This is a genomic window from Parahoeflea alexandrii (assembly GCF_027214025.1).
Taxonomy (GTDB): Bacteria; Pseudomonadota; Alphaproteobacteria; order Rhizobiales; family Rhizobiaceae; genus Hoeflea; species Hoeflea alexandrii_A.
In genome coordinates this window covers 1-15,508 of sequence record NZ_JAPWHB010000003.1, presented here as the reverse complement: position 1 = coordinate 15,508, position 15,508 = coordinate 1, and the positions used below count along the sequence as shown (strand labels likewise).

Genomic DNA, 15,508 nt, shown 5'->3' with positions numbered 1-15,508 from the left:
GTGGCGATTGCCGTCACCCCGGTGAACCGGTGAGAGAAATTCCATGACTTCGGACTATGCCATAATCGGCGGCGGGATTGTCGGCCTTTCGACAGCCTGGGGCCTGCTCAAGCGCGGTCTCCGGGTGACCGTCCTCGACGGCGATGACGGGTCTTTCCGCGCCAGCCGGGGCAACTTCGGTCTCGTCTGGGTGCAGTCAAAGGGCATGAACCAGCCGCGCTATGCGCAATGGTCGCAAGCCTCTGCCGCCGCCTGGGCCGATTTCGCCGCCGAACTGGGCGATGCCACAGGGCATGATCTGGGCCTTGAGCAAAGGGGCGGTTACGACCTCCATTTCTCGGAGGAGAGTCTCGAAGCCACCGTCGCGAAATACGAGATCCTCAAGCAAAAACTTGGCGGCAACTACCCCTACGAGGTGCTCGGCCACAACGCCCTGCGGCTTGAGGAACCGGCAATCGGTCCCAGGGTCGTCGGCGCCATCCTGCATCACCAGGATGGCCATGCCAATCCGCTCAGGCTGTTGCGCGCGCTGGCCGACGATGTCCGCCGGCTTGGCGGCGTGATCCTCAACGGCAAGCGGGTGACACGCGTCGACAAGACCGACCTGTTCCGCATTTCCTGTGACGATGGCACTGAAGTCGAGGCCCGCAAGACGGTTCTCTCCGCCGGGCTTGGCGCTGCCGCGCTGGGACCGATGATGGGCTTCAAGGCACCGATCAGGCCGCAGCGAGGGCAGGTGATGGTCACCGAAAAACTTCCAAAACTCATCAACCGCCCCTCGCTGATAGCGCGTCAGGTCGACGAAGGCGGCATTCAGATCGGCGCCACCAACGAGGAAGTGGGCCTTGACGACACGGTCACGCAGCCCGGCCTGTCCGGGCTCGCAGCGGAAGCGATTGCCGCCTTTCCGGTGCTGGCAAAGGCCCAACTCGTGCGCAGCTGGGGGGCCTTGCGGATCCTGTCGCCTGACGGATTGCCGATCTACCAGCAAAGCCCGGACATGCCGGGCGCCTATCTCGTGACCTGCCACAGCGGCGTCACCCTTGCCGCGGCCCATGCCCGGTTCCTGCCGGCCTGGCTCGAAGGGGCGGACGCCGCGCCCGATTTGGAGGTGTTCAGTGAAACCCGATTCACCGTTTCGTGAAATCGACCCGGAAACCGACCGGGTGACCGTTCGCTTCGGATCCTCCGAGCTTTCCCTGCCGCGGGGCGAAAACCTTGCCGGCGCTCTGCTGGTGGCCGGTGTGATGCCGTTTCGCCATACGCCCTTATCGGGCGCGCCGCGTGGCCCGTTCTGCATGATGGGCGCCTGCTACGATTGCCTGGTCGAAATCGACGGGATCAACCGCCAGGCCTGCATGCTGCAGGTGACCGAGGGGCTGCAGATCGAAAGGCCATCGATCAACCGAGCGATCAAGGGGGCTGGCAATGCATAGCGCCGACCTGATCGTCATTGGCGCCGGACCGGCCGGCATGTCGGCGGCCCGCCGCGCCGCCGGTTCCGGATTGTCTGTCCTGCTGCTCGACGAACAGCCGACGCCGGGCGGGCAGATCTACCGCGATGTGGATCGCGCCAGCAAAACCCGCGGCGCCATTCTTGGCAGCGATTTCACCGACGGCCGGGCCCTCACCCGGGGGCTGGCGCACGAGAACATCACCCACCTGAGAGGCGCGGTCGTGTGGCAGATCGAGGAGGCAACCCGCGTCAACTTCACCCGGAACGGCAAGGCTGAACTCGCCGAAGGCAGGCGCATCCTGCTGGCCACGGGCGCGCTGGAGCGGCCAATGCCGGTGCCGGGATGGACCTTGCCCGGCGTGATGACCGCCGGCGCGGCGCAGATCATGCTCAAGCAATCGGACATTGCCTGCGAACGCGCCGTCCTGGTCGGGTCGGGGCCGCTTCTCTACCTCGTCGCGACCCAGATGGTGCGGGCCGGTGTTCCGCCTCTCGCCCTTGTCGAAACGCAAACGAAGGCCGATCTGGCGAGATCGCTTCGCCATCTCGGCGGCGCGTTGCGCGGTTGGCCCTATCTGCTCAAGGGGCTCCGGATGTTATGGGAATTGCGCCGCGCCGGCATAACCCGCCATGTTGGTGCTTCTGACATCGCTGTCGAAGGCGACCGGAACGCAAGCGGCGTGACATTCCGCGTTGGCGGCATCGGGCACCGGATTGCCTGCGACACCGTGCTGCTGCATCACGGCGTCGTGCCCAACACCCAGGCTGCGCGATCCATCGACATTCCGCATCGATGGGATGATGCACAAGGCTGCTTTGCGCCGGAATGCGACGAGTGGGGACGCACGGCCGTCTCGACCGTTTTCATCGCGGGCGACGGCGCCGGGATCGGCGGCGCCAGGGCTGCAGCGCTCGCAGGCGAGATCTCCGCGCTGGAAATCGCCCGTGACCTCGGCAGGATGACGGAGGAGGAGCGCGATGCCGAGGCCCGCCCGCTGCGAAGCGGTCTCGGTGCGGAGCGCGCCGCCCGCCCCTTCATTGACAGCGCCTACCCACCCTATCCGGGCGCCCTCGCGCCGGCCGACGACACCATTGTCTGCCGGTGCGAGGAAGTCACCGCGGGCGACATCAGGCGCACGGCCGGGTTGGGTTGTCTCGGTCCCAACCAGGCCAAGGCCTTTGTCCGCGCCGGAATGGGACCCTGCCAGGGCCGCTACTGCGGACTTTCGGTGACGCGGATCCTGTCGGACATGAACGGCATTCCGCCGGATGCGACCGGCTATTACAGGATCCGCCCGCCGCTCAAACCGGTGACGTTGGGCGAAATCGCCGCATTGGCGGAGCATGAAACAGTTGAGGTGGGAAAATGATCGAACGGCTGGAAACCGGGCAACGCATGAGCAGGATCGTCAGGCACAACGGCGTCGCCTATCTGTGCGGGCAGGTCGGAGATGGCGAAACCGTCGCCGAGCAGACACGCGACTGCCTGTCGCGGATCGAACGGCTGTTGGCCAGCGCGGGATCTTCCCCGGACCGTATCCTGCAGGCGATCATCTGGCTGTCCGACATGCGGGATTTCGACGAGATGAACGCGGTATGGGACGCCTGGGTCCCGTCCGGCCATGCGCCTGCCCGCGCTTGCGGGCAAGCGCGACTGGCACGCGATACGCTCAAGGTCGAGATCATCGTGACGGCCGCATGTTCTGAAGCCTCACGCTAGATCCGGATCCCGGTGAGTGACGGCAGGGTTTTTCATAGCTCATCAGTGGCCATTTGGTTTCGCCTGCGCGCCGGCGTCCTGCGCCGTCGCGTCAAGGAATGCATCACGACGGCTGGGCAAGCGTTCGGTTGTAAATCGCGATGCCGATAGCAGCTTCTGTCTGTTGAGTGGGGAATGACCGGGCGCGAAAAAGCGGTCCAATGACGCCTTTGTAGTGACCCATCGTTTTTCAGCCAAAAATATTTTGCCATAGCTTTTGGATGCCAGTCTTTTGATCTGACCGTCCATTTGCATGGATGCGAAGTGACGTCTCTCCGGCAGGTTTCCTGGGTGTTGGGCTGTTCAACTGCGTTCGAGCGCCGCGGAAAGACGGCCCTTGCGCCTGCGGTGCGGTGGAGAGATGCAAAATGTTGAAACTTCATCCCTGCACCAATTCCACCATCCGGCACCTTCGCTCAACCCACTATGGCTGTGACGCTATCCGCCAATTCGGCTACGATTCTATCAATGTCCTGTGATGTCGCGATATAGGGTGGAGCGATCAGGATGTGATCTCCGTTCTGACCGTCAAGTGTGCCTCCCATCGCGTAGACCATCAGTCCACGGGCCATCGCGGCGTTGCGTATTTCGGCATGGATCCGCCGCGACGGTTCAAAGCAGGCCTTGGTCCGTCGATCGGCGACCAGTTCGATTGCATGAAACAGACCGCGGCCTCGGATGTCGCCAACATTCGGGTGGAATCCCAGCGCCGCCTCCAGCCCCTCACGCAATCGTTCGCCCTGCAGCCGGACATTGGCCAGAAGATCACGGTTCATGATCGCGCGCTGGACCGCGAGAGCTGCCGCACAGGCCACGGGATGGCCCACGAAGGTGTGGCCGTGCATGAACGCGCCGGAGCTTTGTGCAAAGGCATCAAACAATTGCTGCGAGCACAGAACTGCGCCGAGCGGCACATAGCCCGCCCCCAGACCCTTGGCTACAACCAGGATATCCGGCCGCACTTGCTCCTGTTCACACGCATGCAATGTGCCGGTACGGCCCATGCCGCACATGACCTCGTCAAGGATAAGCAATACGCCATAGCGGTCGCAGATTTCGCGAATGCGAGCGAAATAGCCCGGCGCAGGCGTAACGCAGCCAAGCGTGGCGCCGACAACCGTTTCCGCCACGAAACACGACACTCGGTCGGGCCCGACGCGCAGGATTTCCGCCTCCAGCAGATCAGCGGCGCGCCGGCCGTAATCTTCGGGGGTCTCGTCAACGCCACTGAGCCGGTAGTCCCAGCAAGGCGCGATATGCGAGGTCGAGGGCAGCATTACGCCCTGGTAGGTCGCTCTGCGCCAGGCGTTTCCACCCGCCGACAGGGCCCCGAGCGTATTGCCGTGATAGCTTTGCTCCCGCGCAATGATGTGTTGACGCTCCGGCTGGCCGCATTCCCTGTGATATTGATGCGCCATTTTTAACGCAGTCTCGATTGCTTCGGATCCGTCGCAAAGGAAGTAAACGCGCGTCAATCCCTCCGGGGCGCCGGAGATGAGAAGATCTGCAAGGTCTTCGGCGGCGTCGGTGGTGAAGAAACTGGTGTGGGCATAGGCCAGCCGAGCGGCTTGGTCGCTGATAGCTCCGACGACCTCGGCATCGCCGTGCCCCAGGCACGATACGGCTGCACCGCCGCAAGCATCCAGATAGCGGCGACCCGTCTGGTCGAAGATCCACACGCCCTCGCCGTGGCTTGCGCGCGGCGGTATGTGCCGCGCCGACCGGTGGAAGATATGACTGTGCCTGGCGGGATCGAGGGTCTCGGTCATGGCGTGGCTCCGTGGCGGGGTCAAAGGGCAGCTGGGCGCGCGGTTACGGTGAAACGGTCGGGATGGAAGGAAGTCAGATCAATCCGGGTTTGCCCGCGGACAATGAGCTCCGCCGACGCCTCGCCCCGTGGCGAAGCCGTGGCCGGAAAACCGGTAGGCGTGGATGAAGCCGTCGTGGCCTGCGGATGTGCCGATCACCGGCAGCCCGTCCGGCGTGTTCGCCTCGAGCCCGGTCCATGACCGCAGCAGGGCGGTATGAGTGAGTGCGGGGATCAGGTTGCGCATCAAGGCGGGGGTTCTGGCAAAGGTTGTTTCGTCAGGCCGACTGCGAAGTCCGCCCGGATCGATATGCCCCTGCCCGCCTCCGAAAATGACATTGCCACGCACACTCTGCCGCGCTGATGAAGAACGGCTGACCGATGATATCATCGAACTGGCCGACAGATTCGGCCGTTATGGATATCGGATGGTCACCGGCCTGTTGAACAACGCGGGCTGGCCCCCTCTCGGCAGACTGCTGCGCAATCGCCTGCCGGGCAGTGCGTGAACCATAAACGGGTCGAGCGCATCTGGTGGCGTGAAGGGCTGAAAGTTCCACAAAAGCAGAAGAAAAAGGAGCGGCTTTGGCTGAACGACGGATCATGTGTGCGTCTCAGACCGGAACGGCCAAACCACGTTTGGTCCTACGACTTCGTCCAGGATCGAACCGCTGACCGCCGCGTCTATCGGACACTGAATATCATCGACCAATATACCAGGGAGACACTCATGATCCGCGTGGACCGCAAGCTCAACTCAACGGACGTGCTGGATGCTCTGACAGACCTGTTCATCCTGCGCGGCCCACCGGAATACATTCGGTCAGACAATGGGCCGGAACTTATCACCCAGAAAGTGCGAGATTGGATTGCAGCTGTCGGAGCCAAGACGGCCTACATCGAGCCAGGCTCACAATGGGAGAACGGATACTGCGAAAGCTTCAACGCCCGTTTCCGCGACGAGCTGCTGAACGGCGAAAACTTCTACAGCCTAAGGGAGGCGCAAATCCTCATCGAGCAATGGCGTGTCTACTACAACGCCATCAGGCCGCATAGCGCTCTGGGCTACCGCCCGCCCACGCCGGAAAGCATTGTCCCGATGGACCAGAGGCCCATGATGCACTAACAATCAAACCGGACCACCTGATGGGGGCAGATCACTGGAGTGTCGCCAGGATGTTGCGGTGAGGCGATAGTGCCGTGGGCGTAAGATCGAGTTGATCTGGTCATGGGCGGCAAGCAACCCTTGTGACCGCTTTGGCGACTTATCCGCACCATGATCTCCTCGCGTCGCCGCTGGGGTCTGCTGCCCGCCATTGCCAATGTTTCACGCCAGACCCGGCAGGCAGATCCTCCATATCCGCCGCGCTCAGCGAGAACCGATGGTACGTCCAGACCGCGAGATGGTGATTCGAAGGGGAAGCGATAGCCCTTGAGGCGCTGCATTGACGACGGTATCTTCAGGCACTCCCCCCTTTGCCAGGTTAATATGGCTGAACAACTTGGCCATCCCTAAGCTGGACGCCGCAGATACCGACTTTGAAATCTTCGGTTTGACCGCCCGCAGTCCGGACAGGTGCCCAAGCATTGGCGGCTTGGGAGATGTGACAGGATCTCGGATGGCGGCGAAATCCTTAAGCGGTTGCCCCGCTGAACCGCACCTCGCCAAATCGACGCAAGTTGCGGGCCGTGCCCCTAATAGGCGATTCTTGGCAGCCAGAGGGCGATCTGGGGAAACAGGCCGACTGCCAGCAGCCCGGTCAGCTGCAGAAGCACGAAAGGGACGATGCCGCGGTAGATCTGACGGGTTGTCACATCGGCCGGCGCAACGCTTTTCACATAGAACAGCGCCATACCCACCGGGGGCGTCAGGAACGAGGTCTGCAGGCAGATTGCCAGCAGGATCGCCACCCAGACCGGATCATATCCCAGCGAAACGATGACCGGCACGGTCAAGGGCGCGACAATCAGGATGATCTCCATCCAGTCGAGCACGAAGCCGAGCGCGAAAACCGTCGCCAAGACCAGCAACAGGATCGACAGGCGGGACCAGCCCAAGCCGGTGAGCAGTTCTTCTACGAGAGCATCGCCGCCATAGCCGCGCAACACCACCGAAAAACAGGTGGCGCCGAAGATGATCGCAAACAGAAAGGCCACGGTCTTTGCGGTCGCGGTGCAGGCTTCATAGAGCACGCCTGGTGTCAAAGTCCGGTTTGCCAGGCAGATAAGTGTTGCCCCCAGCGCCCCGAGGCCCGACGCTTCGGTGGGCGATGCGATGCCAAAGAATATCGAGCCTAGCACCAACACCATGAGAACCATCGGCGGGAACAGCGCGGCCACGATGTCCCTCAAGGCGGCAAGATCAAACTTTCCGGCGTCAGGGGAAGGCGGCGCCTTGTGCGGCTGCAGCAGCGAGATGACAACCAGGTAGGCGACATAAAGTGTTGCCAGCAGGATGCCGGGGAACACCGCGGCCATGAACAGATCGCCCACGGAAAGCCGCAACTGGTCGCCCATGACGATCAGCATGATCGAGGGCGGGATCAGGATCCCCAGGCATCCGGAGGCGGCCACGGTGCCAAGGCCGAGGGGCATGTCGTAGCCCGCCTTTCGCAGCGCCGGCAGTGCAACGGTCGCCAGCAGCACCACCGATGCGCCGATGATCCCGGTTGAGGCGGCCAGGATGACGCCGATCACAACGACGGAGATGCCAAGGCTGCCGGGTGTCCGGCCAAGGCTGCGCGCCATGGCATTGAGCAGGCGCTCGGCGACGCCTGAACGGTCCAGCATGAATCCCATGAACACGAAAAGCGCCATCGGGATCAGCGAATAGTTGGTCAACGTGCTGAAGATCCGGTCATTGGCAAAGCCGATGAAATTGACCCCGGCAAAGACGTCAATGCCGAGAAGGGGCAGCACTTCGCCCAGCAGGGCAAAAAGCACCCCTACGCCGCCAAGCACAAAGGCCACAGGAAAACCGGCGAAAAGGCCAAGGGCGAAGGTGGCGAACATCGCCAGAACCAGCAGAGCATCTGTTGTCACGTCCGGTCCCCCGCCGTTTCAGACTTGATGACCTGGATGGCCCGGCACAACGAAGCGAGCGCCTGGGCTGCAAGCAGCGCAAAGCCTGCAAACAGCAACAGTCTGACCAGATAGCGGGCAGGCAAACCGCTCGGCATCGGCGACCCTTCCCCGATCTTCCAGGAATAGGCAAAGCTGTTCCAACTGAACCAAAGGATACCGATGGTGAACGGCAGCAATAAAAGCAGGATTCCGATGACCTCGACCCAGGCCTTGCGGCTGGCGCTCCACCCGTCCCGCAACACATCGACGCGCACATGCGCGTCATGCCGGTATGCGTAGCCAAGGCAGAGCATGATCGTCACGGCATTGAGATGCCATTGCAGTTCTTCCAGTTCCACGAGCCCCAGGCCAAAGCCGTAGCGCAGCACCACGTTTCCGACCACCACAAGGATCAGCAGCGGCAGGAACAGCGCCCCGATGATGCCCGCGGTTTCGGTGACGCGTTCAATGGAGCGGGGCAGCCAATCGAGAAATCCGTTCATTGCCTGCCCCTTTCGTCGTTGGTTACTGGACAGCCGCCCAGCTTGCCGCGCTGTCGCGGTATGCCTGAAGCGAATTCCAGGCGCGGGCAAAGCTTTCGTCCTTTGCCGACTGTTCCTGCATCACTTCATTCGTTGCGGTCTGAAAGCCTGCCAGCACCTCTTCGGGGAACTGGCGGATCTCAACGCCATTGGCCTTGAATGCATCGATGGCCTGGGCATTTTCCACATATGTGGAAGTCAGACCCCAGAGCATCGTCTCGCGGCAGGTCAGTTCAATCAAGCCCTGCTGGCCTTCTGACATCGAATCCCACTTGGCCTTGTTGATGATCAACTCGTTGATCGCGGCCGGCTGGTGCCAGCCTGGCAGATAGTAGTTCTTGACGATCTGGTCGAAACCGATCTGCTTGTCGATGGCAGGCATGGAAAATTCGGTGCCGTCGATGACGCCGCGCTCGAGGTTGGGGAAAATGTCTCCACCCGACAGCAGCACGACGGATGCGCCCATCTTCTTCATCACTTCTCCGGCCAGACCGGCGAAACGCAGTTTGAGACCCTTGAGGTCTTCAACACTGTTGATTTCTGTCTTGTACCAGCCGCCGGCCTCCTGGGCCATCAAGCCGCAAGGAACGGTGACAACGCCCTGCTCCGCATAGATTTCGCGCCAGATATCAAGGCCGCCGCCATTGTAGATCCAGCCGATATATCCCATCGCGTCCGGACCGAAAGGCACGCCGCCAAAAAGCTGGACGGCCGGGAACTTGCCGGCGACATAGAGCGGTGACGTGTAACCGGCGTCGAGTGTGCCATTGCGCACGGCATCGAAGATTTCGAGCGACGGCACCAGCGCACCGGCGTTCATCAGGCGAACCTTGATTTGGCCGTCGGATGCCTCGTTGATAGCGTCACTGAAATGTTGTGCGTCCCGCCCGCTTGCCGGCAGGGTAAGCGGCCAGGCGCTCTGTACGGTGAGGTTGGCGGTGTCTGCATGCGCAGTTCCGGCAAATGTTGCGCCGAGGGCTGCCGCGGCGCCGAGTGCCAGGCTCCGCAAAAATGCTGATGATCTCATTGTCTCTGTTCCTTCCACTTGTAATTGACCCCGCCCACAACAAACAGAAAGCAGGATGTTCCACGCTCCATCCAAACGCTATAACAAAAAATGTATTTTAAAAAGACTGTTTTTTAGCAAAAAATGCGACTAACATAACCACGAATTCCGGAGGAACGTCACATGCGATCAGTCTTCGTCACCGGCGCGGCAGGCGGGTTTGGCAGCGCCATAGCCACGGCACTGGCAGCAGACGGCATGACGATCTTTGGATGTGACATGCAGGCTGGTGAGGGTATTCACGCCATGGATGTGACCGACGAGGGTCAGGTAACAACCGCCTTCGATCAGGCCGAAGCCCTCAACGGCCCGATTTCGGTTCTCGTCACCTGTGCCGGCATCATGCCTTCGGGCACGGAACCCGCGCGGATTTCAAACATGACGGTGGAGGAATGGGACAGCGTCTTTGCAGTCAACAGCCGTGGCACGTTCCTGTGCCTGCGCGAGTTCCTGCGCCGCCGCGAGCAGGCGCCTGTCCCGGGTGCCACAGCTGTGCTTATGTCGTCTGCCGCGGCACAACTGGGCGGATACCGTGGCAGTGCTTCCTATGTGGCGTCGAAGGCGGCCCTGCTGGGCCTGACCAAGATAGCCGCCCGCGAAGCAGCCAGCCATGGCGTGACGGTGAACTGCGTGGCCGCCGGGCCGGTCAGAACCCAGATGCTGGAGGCAGCCACAACCCCGGAAAGCGTCGCGGCGCTATCGTCCAGGATCCCCCTTGGCAAGATAGGGACCACCGATGATATAGCCGCGGCCGTGCGATATCTGGTCAGCCCCGGAGCGCGCTGGGTCACAGGAACCACCCTGGATGTCAACGGGGGCTATCGCATGCAATGACGGACAATCGTTCTCATGCGGCAAGTGCAGCAGGCGCCCCCGGGCGCCGTTCAGTCCTGATGGTGCAGCAGCAGGTCACCGGACTGGTCATAGATCCCGGTCATCACATGCATCAGCGCCACCATGTTTTCCAGGTCGAACGCATCCTGCGGCAACTGCTTGAAAAGCCGCAGCAGCGTTTCCTGGCGCCTTTTTTTGTAGGCCAAGACAACCGCCTTGCCGGAGTCGGAGATCACGTAGTTGGTTGTCTTGCGCGATGTGCCGCGCTTTTCGATCAGTTTGATCTGCAGAAGTTTTTTCAGCCCGTATTGAAGATTGGGCAGATCGTCCCGGTGCAGAAGGCGGCTGATGTCCATCAGGCCCTTTGCGGTGTCATTCATTTCCACCGCATGAAGGATCGAGGTTTCCGAGCCGCTGAGGCCGAGGTCACTGACTGCCGCAAAACAATCACGCCGCCAGCGCGAGAACGCAGCGCCGAGATGCCACAGAGCATATTCAAATCCGGCGAGGATTTCTTCGTCCGAGCGTTTCGGTGTCTGTGTCGACATGATCGGGCCCTCCATTCAAAAAACAACATGGCGATACCAGAATATGGATGAAGAACAAGTCACCCCGCCGATTGACGACCGGTACATGGCGTGCCGGAGTGTTGCCGGGCTGCTGAGACAACAGGCGGAGCGATTTGCCGATCATGACATGCTGGTGCTTCCAAAATCGGTGCAGGCGCTATGGCCCGCAGAGCCAGCCTGCCTCAGCTACGCCGCGATGCAGGCCGCTGTCAGCAGCCTGTCGGAGCAGTATGTCTCGGCCGGATACGGAGCCGGAGACCGCATAGCGCTGCTGCTGGAAAACCGCCCCGCGCATTTTCTGCACTGGCTGGCGCTGAATGCGATTGCGATAAGTGTCGTGCCTGTCAATCCGCAGGCCAGTGCCGATGAACTGGGCTACCTGTTGTCGCACAGCGAGGCCTGCCTTCTGGTACGCTTGCCTGAATACGCAGACCGCACGGATCCGATAGCGGCAGAACTGAACATCTCCTGCTGCGGTCCGCGCAATGCAATTCCGCCGCGAGCGAAACCCAAGCAGCCGGGTGTGCCTGACACGCAGTCGGAATGCGCGCTGATTTACACCTCCGGTACTACCGGACGGCCAAAGGGGTGCATTCTGTCCAACCGGTATTTCCTCAACTGGGCCGATTGGTACAGCCGTCAGCAAGGGCTGGTCGCCTTACGGCCGGGACGGGAACGATTGCTGACGCCGCTGCCCACCTTCCATGTCAACGCGATGGGCCATTCCTTCATGGGCATGCTGTCATGCGGCGGCGCGCAGATCATCATTGACCGTTTCCACCCGCGGAGTTGGTGGCAGGATGCGGTGCAGACGCAAGCCACCTGCTTCCACTATCTCGGCGTGATGCCGGCAATCCTGCATGAATTGCCTGAAACCGAGTTCGAGCGCAGCCATCAGATGCGCTTCGGGCTGGGAGGGGGCGTGCATCCTGATCATCATGCCAGGTTTGAAAAACGGTTCGGCGTTCCGCTTCTGGAGGGTTGGGCGATGACTGAAACCGGCGGCGCGGGAACCATGTGCGATACAACCGAACCGCGGCACGTCGGGCAGCGCTGCATTGGCCGGCCGTCCCGGCCTGGTCCGGCGGTTGAGGTCAGACTGATCGGCGATGATGGTGCGGTGGTTGCAAACGGAGAGGCCGGCGAGCTCTTGTTGCGTGCCCCCGGCCCCGATCCGCGGCTGGGTTTTTTCAGCGGCTACCTGAAGGACGAGGCAGCGACTGAGGCGGCTTGGAGCGGTGGGTGGCTGCATACCGGCGACGTGATGCGCCAGGATGAAAGTGGCGCGCTATTCTTCGTCGAGCGCAAGAAAAACATCATTCGCCGCTCTGGCGAGAACATCGCTGCCGCCGAAGTCGAGGCGGCCATCGCCTCGCTGGCTGAAGTGTCGGCAATTGCCGTGTTGGCAACCGATGACCCGCTGCGAGAACAGGAAGTGCTGGCAGTGGTTGTGCCGACGGACAGCCAAAAGCCGGCAGAGCAACTGGCGGAACTTGTATTCACCCATTGCGCGGCACACTTGGCCTATTTCAAGGTGCCCGGCTACATTGTCCTTGTTGACGCTCTGCCCACCACATCCACGCAGAAAGTCCAGAAAGCCTTGTTGAAGCCGCTGGCGGACGACCCGTTCAGTGCTGCAGCGTGTTTCGATCTGCGCACCCGCAAACAGGCCTTGCGGCAGGCGCTGGCATGAGCGCACGCAGCTATGACGACATTGTTCTGACCGTTCCGGTGTCCGTGCCGTATGAACGGTTTTCCAACGACAGCGCCGCGGCCTTTTTTGCCCGGGCGTTGCGCGGGTTGCTCGACGGGGCCGGTATAGCCAGGGACCGGATTGACGGCATGTGCATCTCCAGCTTCACCATGGCGCCCGACAGCGGCATCGGCCTGGCCAATGCCCTTGGCCTGGAACTGGGCTGGCTCGACACAATACCGCTGGGCGGTGCCAGTGCGATTGCCGCGATCAGGCGAGCGGCCGCAGCGGTGCAAGGCGGCGACGCCACGATCGTCGCCTGCATCGGAGCCGACACGAACACGCCAACAGGTTTTCGCGAGAACACTGCCCGGTTTTCGCAAGCCTCCCAGGACGCGGTCTATCCTTATGGCGCAGGCGGTCCCAACCAGAGCTTTGCCTTCCTCACCGATCACTACATGCACCGTTACGGTGCCCGTGCGGAGGATTTCGGCCGCTTGTGCATCGCCCAGCGACACAACGGTCTCAACAATCCTCGGGCCATGATCCGCAAGGTGTTGACGATGGATGCCTATCTGACGGCGCGCCCGATTGCCGGACCTCTGCGCCTGTTTGACTGCGTCATGCCCTGCGCTGGCGCCGAGGCGTTTCTGGTGATGCGCCGGCAGGAGGCGGAGCGGCTGGAATTGGCGCATTGCACCCTGCTTGCCTCTTCCGAGCGCCATAACAGCTTTCCAGATGATCCGGTGCAGGACAGGTCCGGATGGGCCCTTGATGCCGATCGCCTGTTTCAAGCAGCCGGCATTGAAAGAACCGGCATCGACTGCTTTCAGACCTATGACGACTATCCGGTGATCAGCTTCCTGCAGCTCGAAGATTTTGGTTTCTGCAAAAAAGGGGCTGCCGCCGAATTTGTCGCGTCGCACGATTTGAGCTTCGGTGGAGATTTTCCGGTCAACACAGGAGGCGGGCAATTGTCAGCAGGACAGGCAGGCTTTGCCGGCGGCTTCCTTGGTGTCACCGAAACCCTGCGCCAGCTGACTGGCACTGCCGACGGCCATCAGGTCACCGGTGCCGCCGTCGGTCTGGTTTCAGGCTTCGGCATGATCGTCTACGACCGCGGATTGAGCTGCGGCGCTGCAATTCTGGCGGCGGCATGATGAAAAAAAACATTCCCACCCTGCCGCCCGTCCGGAGGAGCCGCGTTGCCCTTGGCATGACCGGCCCCGCTGCCACCGGACGCTTCGCGCTTCAGACATGCGAGGATTGCTCAAGCGTGCAATATCCGCCTCAGGAGTTCTGCCGGGCGTGCCTGTCTTGCGCTCTGGTCTGGCGTGACCAGCCTCGTCAGGGAGAGGTGCTGGCCGAAGCCACGGTCTATCACAGTCTTGAACCGGCTTTCACCAACGCCTCGGCTCGCCACACCGGGCTGGTCAGGCATGTTTCGGGCGTGGTGCTCGTGACATTTCTCAACGACCACTGCCGCGTGGGCGATAATGTCCATCTGTCTTACGTTCTTGCGCCCGGCGGCAGCGTCGTGGTGCAGGCGGATCCACCCGCCAACGACAAGAAAAAGGTTTACGGCATGACATCAGCACCGAGTCCGCTTGCCGGACTGAACTGTTACCTGACAGACAGTGACATCCCGCTCGGGCAGGCCTGCAAGGCTGTCCTGCTGGAGGCCGGCGCAACAAATGTCTGGGATAGCGCCTCGCCGGACCTTAAGGACAGCGAGATGGATCTGGTGATTGATACCGGCTGGTATGCAGAGACCGGAGACAGCACTTCTCTTGGCCGGCACATCGAAGCGCATCTGGCACTGGTCGACCGCCTTGCCCCTGCTCTGGCAGCCCGCAAAGGCACCTGGATTTCAGCGCTCTCTTTCGCGGCGCTTTCCGCCTACCCGGAGGAACCGCTGCATTCAGCGCAGATGGCTGCGGCTCATGCTCTGGCGACTTCCTTGCGTGCAAGACTGCAGGAACAGGGCGCAAGCCTGGTTGCTGCCTATCCGGCGAAACTCGGCATCAAGCCACATCACTCCATTGCCGGCGGCACGCTGTCCTGGAGCAGCTTTGCCTCAGCTCTGGTTGCTGCACTTCAAAATGGCCATGAAGATGTTTACCCCGATCCACAGTCCCGTCTCTGGCTGGAGCGCCTGACAAAGGACCGCAAGGCGCTGGAACGGGAAATGGCGAGGCCTGCCGCCCGCTAATGAGAGCGGCGGTGCAAAATTAGGTGTTTGATCTCATGGTTTGATGGTGCTTTCCTTTCGAAAGAATGGAAGAGGCATTATGGGACAAGTTCCTCACGGGGGTGCCTCTGACCACGCACGCCGTCAGAGTTGCAATACAGCGATCGCAAACTTCTCTCGCTCAGCTGAGCCGGGAGCTTGGGCATTCTGGGTGAGTAGCCAGGCTCAAACGTCACCTTGGCCATTAGGCGCACCTACCTAAAATTTCGGCACCATGGCCTGCCCCCAAGGGGTGATCCGGTTTCAGTGTTAGTACATGCTCGGCCTGACCGCTACTGCCGGAGTTCAAGTAGGCCCGTTCTCCCAAGGGCTGCCCGGCATGATGTAAGCCGTTTTGGCGCCAACAAGCGCAATCCATTTTCTCAAGGCTTTGGCGATGAACTCTGGGCCATAGCACGTCGGGAACATGTTCTGCCGACAGGTTATGGCCGCACGCGCAGCTTCCATATCGCGCAGCGGGTGGCCATA

At 61.6% G+C, this 15,508-nt stretch carries 15 protein-coding genes and 3 pseudogenes; 9 read left to right on the top strand and 9 right to left on the bottom strand.

The genetic code is table 11. The features are described 5' to 3' along the window. Window positions 1-43: 43 nt before the first annotated feature. Genes O4H62_RS10510 through O4H62_RS10495 form a run of 4 tightly spaced genes read left to right on the top strand, consistent with a single transcriptional unit; the run spans window position 44 to window position 3,176 of the window. Complete coding sequence (locus O4H62_RS10510; RefSeq protein WP_269387626.1) at window positions 44-1,144, top strand: NAD(P)/FAD-dependent oxidoreductase; 1,101 nt, start codon at window positions 44-46, stop codon at window positions 1,142-1,144. After that, window positions 1,119-1,436 carry a (2Fe-2S)-binding protein gene (locus O4H62_RS10505; protein WP_269387624.1) on the top strand — a complete coding sequence of 106 codons (318 nt, stop codon included), beginning with the start codon at window positions 1,119-1,121 and terminating at the stop codon, window positions 1,434-1,436. Before O4H62_RS10510 ends, O4H62_RS10505 begins: the two co-directional genes overlap by 26 nt. Further along, on the top strand, window positions 1,429-2,826 hold the full coding sequence (locus tag O4H62_RS10500) for an NAD(P)/FAD-dependent oxidoreductase (RefSeq protein ID WP_269387622.1): 1,398 nt from the start codon (window positions 1,429-1,431) through the stop codon (window positions 2,824-2,826). Before O4H62_RS10505 ends, O4H62_RS10500 begins: the two co-directional genes overlap by 8 nt. Next, the gene (locus O4H62_RS10495) at window positions 2,823-3,176 is read left to right on the top strand and encodes a RidA family protein (RefSeq protein ID WP_269387620.1); all 354 of its coding nucleotides are present in this window, start codon (window positions 2,823-2,825) and stop codon (window positions 3,174-3,176) included. The genes O4H62_RS10500 and O4H62_RS10495 overlap by 4 nt, the downstream gene beginning before the upstream one ends. Window positions 3,177-3,279: 103 nt before the next feature. Here O4H62_RS10495 and O4H62_RS10490 read toward each other — a convergent pair. From O4H62_RS10490 to O4H62_RS10480, 3 genes and pseudogenes are all read right to left on the bottom strand, one after another. After that, window positions 3,280-3,565, bottom strand: a pseudogene (locus tag O4H62_RS10490) (IS5/IS1182 family transposase); the annotation flags it as partial. Window positions 3,566-3,631: 66 nt separating this feature from the next. Then, complete coding sequence (locus O4H62_RS10485; protein ID WP_269387619.1) at window positions 3,632-4,984, bottom strand: aspartate aminotransferase family protein; 1,353 nt, start codon at window positions 4,982-4,984, stop codon at window positions 3,632-3,634. A gap of 78 nt (window positions 4,985-5,062) precedes the next feature. Then, complete coding sequence (locus O4H62_RS10480) at window positions 5,063-5,413, bottom strand: FAD-dependent oxidoreductase (RefSeq protein WP_269387618.1); 351 nt, start codon at window positions 5,411-5,413, stop codon at window positions 5,063-5,065. On the opposite strand from O4H62_RS10480, the pseudogene O4H62_RS10475 reads away from it, so the two are divergent. After that, window positions 5,385-6,148: pseudogene (locus tag O4H62_RS10475) on the top strand (IS3 family transposase); the annotation flags it as partial. The gene O4H62_RS10480 and the pseudogene O4H62_RS10475 sit on opposite strands and share 29 nt — an antisense overlap. 3 nt (window positions 6,149-6,151) lie before the next feature. Here the strand turns inward: O4H62_RS10475 and O4H62_RS26510 are convergent. The 4 genes and pseudogenes from O4H62_RS26510 to O4H62_RS10460 all read right to left on the bottom strand — a co-directional run bounded on the left by O4H62_RS26510 (window position 6,152) and on the right by O4H62_RS10460 (window position 9,654). After that, window positions 6,152-6,486 (bottom strand): annotated as a pseudogene (locus tag O4H62_RS26510) (hypothetical protein). Between the two features lie 231 nt (window positions 6,487-6,717). Continuing rightward, window positions 6,718-8,064, bottom strand: a complete 1,347-nt coding sequence (locus O4H62_RS10470) for a TRAP transporter large permease (RefSeq protein ID WP_269387616.1) — start codon at window positions 8,062-8,064, stop codon at window positions 6,718-6,720. Next, window positions 8,061-8,588 (bottom strand): TRAP transporter small permease subunit, encoded by a 528-nt coding sequence (locus tag O4H62_RS10465; RefSeq protein ID WP_269387614.1) that lies wholly within the window; start codon window positions 8,586-8,588, stop codon window positions 8,061-8,063. Before O4H62_RS10465 ends, O4H62_RS10470 begins: the two co-directional genes overlap by 4 nt. Window positions 8,589-8,610: 22 nt before the next feature. Beyond that, entirely contained in the window at window positions 8,611-9,654 is a 1,044-nt protein-coding gene (locus tag O4H62_RS10460) for a TRAP transporter substrate-binding protein (RefSeq protein WP_269387613.1), read from the bottom strand. A 162-nt stretch (window positions 9,655-9,816) separates the two neighbouring features. Here O4H62_RS10460 and O4H62_RS10455 point away from each other — a divergent pair, with 162 nt between their 5' ends. Beyond that, a complete protein-coding gene (locus O4H62_RS10455) occupies window positions 9,817-10,527 on the top strand; it encodes an SDR family NAD(P)-dependent oxidoreductase (protein ID WP_269387611.1) in 711 nt (236 codons plus the stop codon). A gap of 50 nt (window positions 10,528-10,577) precedes the next feature. Here the strand turns inward: O4H62_RS10455 and O4H62_RS10450 are convergent, their stop codons facing one another. Next, entirely contained in the window at window positions 10,578-11,075 is a 498-nt protein-coding gene (locus tag O4H62_RS10450) for a winged helix DNA-binding protein (RefSeq protein ID WP_269387607.1), read from the bottom strand. On the opposite strand from O4H62_RS10450, the gene O4H62_RS10445 reads away from it, so the two are divergent. Genes O4H62_RS10445 through O4H62_RS10435 form a run of 3 tightly spaced genes read left to right on the top strand, consistent with a single transcriptional unit; the run spans window position 11,074 to window position 15,001 of the window. After that, on the top strand, window positions 11,074-12,789 hold the full coding sequence (locus O4H62_RS10445) for an AMP-binding protein (protein WP_269387604.1): 1,716 nt from the start codon (window positions 11,074-11,076) through the stop codon (window positions 12,787-12,789). The genes O4H62_RS10450 and O4H62_RS10445 overlap by 2 nt on opposite strands. Further along, entirely contained in the window at window positions 12,786-13,949 is a 1,164-nt protein-coding gene (locus O4H62_RS10440; RefSeq protein ID WP_269387603.1) for a thiolase family protein, read from the top strand. Before O4H62_RS10445 ends, O4H62_RS10440 begins: the two co-directional genes overlap by 4 nt. After that, window positions 13,946-15,001: a zinc ribbon domain-containing protein gene (locus O4H62_RS10435; protein ID WP_331284458.1), complete on the top strand. Its 1,056-nt coding sequence runs from the start codon at window positions 13,946-13,948 to the stop codon at window positions 14,999-15,001. Before O4H62_RS10440 ends, O4H62_RS10435 begins: the two co-directional genes overlap by 4 nt. Before the next feature lie 324 nt (window positions 15,002-15,325). On the opposite strand, the gene O4H62_RS10430 is transcribed toward O4H62_RS10435, so the two are convergent. Next, the coding region (locus tag O4H62_RS10430; protein WP_269388620.1) for a hypothetical protein at window positions 15,326-15,508 on the bottom strand (183 nt) is incomplete at its 5' end.

Excerpts from the sequence above, each read along its gene's own strand:
- O4H62_RS10455 (WP_269387611.1), top strand. The coding sequence starts at position 9,817 with ATGCGATCAGTCTTCGTCACCGGCGCGGCAGGCGGGTTTGGCAGCGCC.
- O4H62_RS10495 (WP_269387620.1), top strand. The coding sequence starts at position 2,823 with ATGATCGAACGGCTGGAAACCGGGCAACGCATGAGCAGGATCGTCAGG.
- O4H62_RS10480 (WP_269387618.1), bottom strand. The coding sequence starts at position 5,413 with ATGATATCATCGGTCAGCCGTTCTTCATCAGCGCGGCAGAGTGTGCGT.
- O4H62_RS10435 (WP_331284458.1), top strand. The coding sequence starts at position 13,946 with ATGATGAAAAAAAACATTCCCACCCTGCCGCCCGTCCGGAGGAGCCGC.
- O4H62_RS10465 (WP_269387614.1), bottom strand. The coding sequence starts at position 8,588 with ATGAACGGATTTCTCGATTGGCTGCCCCGCTCCATTGAACGCGTCACC.
- O4H62_RS10445 (WP_269387604.1), top strand. The coding sequence starts at position 11,074 with ATGATCGGGCCCTCCATTCAAAAAACAACATGGCGATACCAGAATATG.
- O4H62_RS10500 (WP_269387622.1), top strand. The coding sequence starts at position 1,429 with ATGCATAGCGCCGACCTGATCGTCATTGGCGCCGGACCGGCCGGCATG.
- O4H62_RS10450 (WP_269387607.1), bottom strand. The coding sequence starts at position 11,075 with ATGTCGACACAGACACCGAAACGCTCGGACGAAGAAATCCTCGCCGGA.
- O4H62_RS10485 (WP_269387619.1), bottom strand. The coding sequence starts at position 4,984 with ATGACCGAGACCCTCGATCCCGCCAGGCACAGTCATATCTTCCACCGG.
- O4H62_RS10440 (WP_269387603.1), top strand. The coding sequence starts at position 12,786 with ATGAGCGCACGCAGCTATGACGACATTGTTCTGACCGTTCCGGTGTCC.
- O4H62_RS10460 (WP_269387613.1), bottom strand. The coding sequence starts at position 9,654 with ATGAGATCATCAGCATTTTTGCGGAGCCTGGCACTCGGCGCCGCGGCA.
- O4H62_RS10510 (WP_269387626.1), top strand. The coding sequence starts at position 44 with ATGACTTCGGACTATGCCATAATCGGCGGCGGGATTGTCGGCCTTTCG.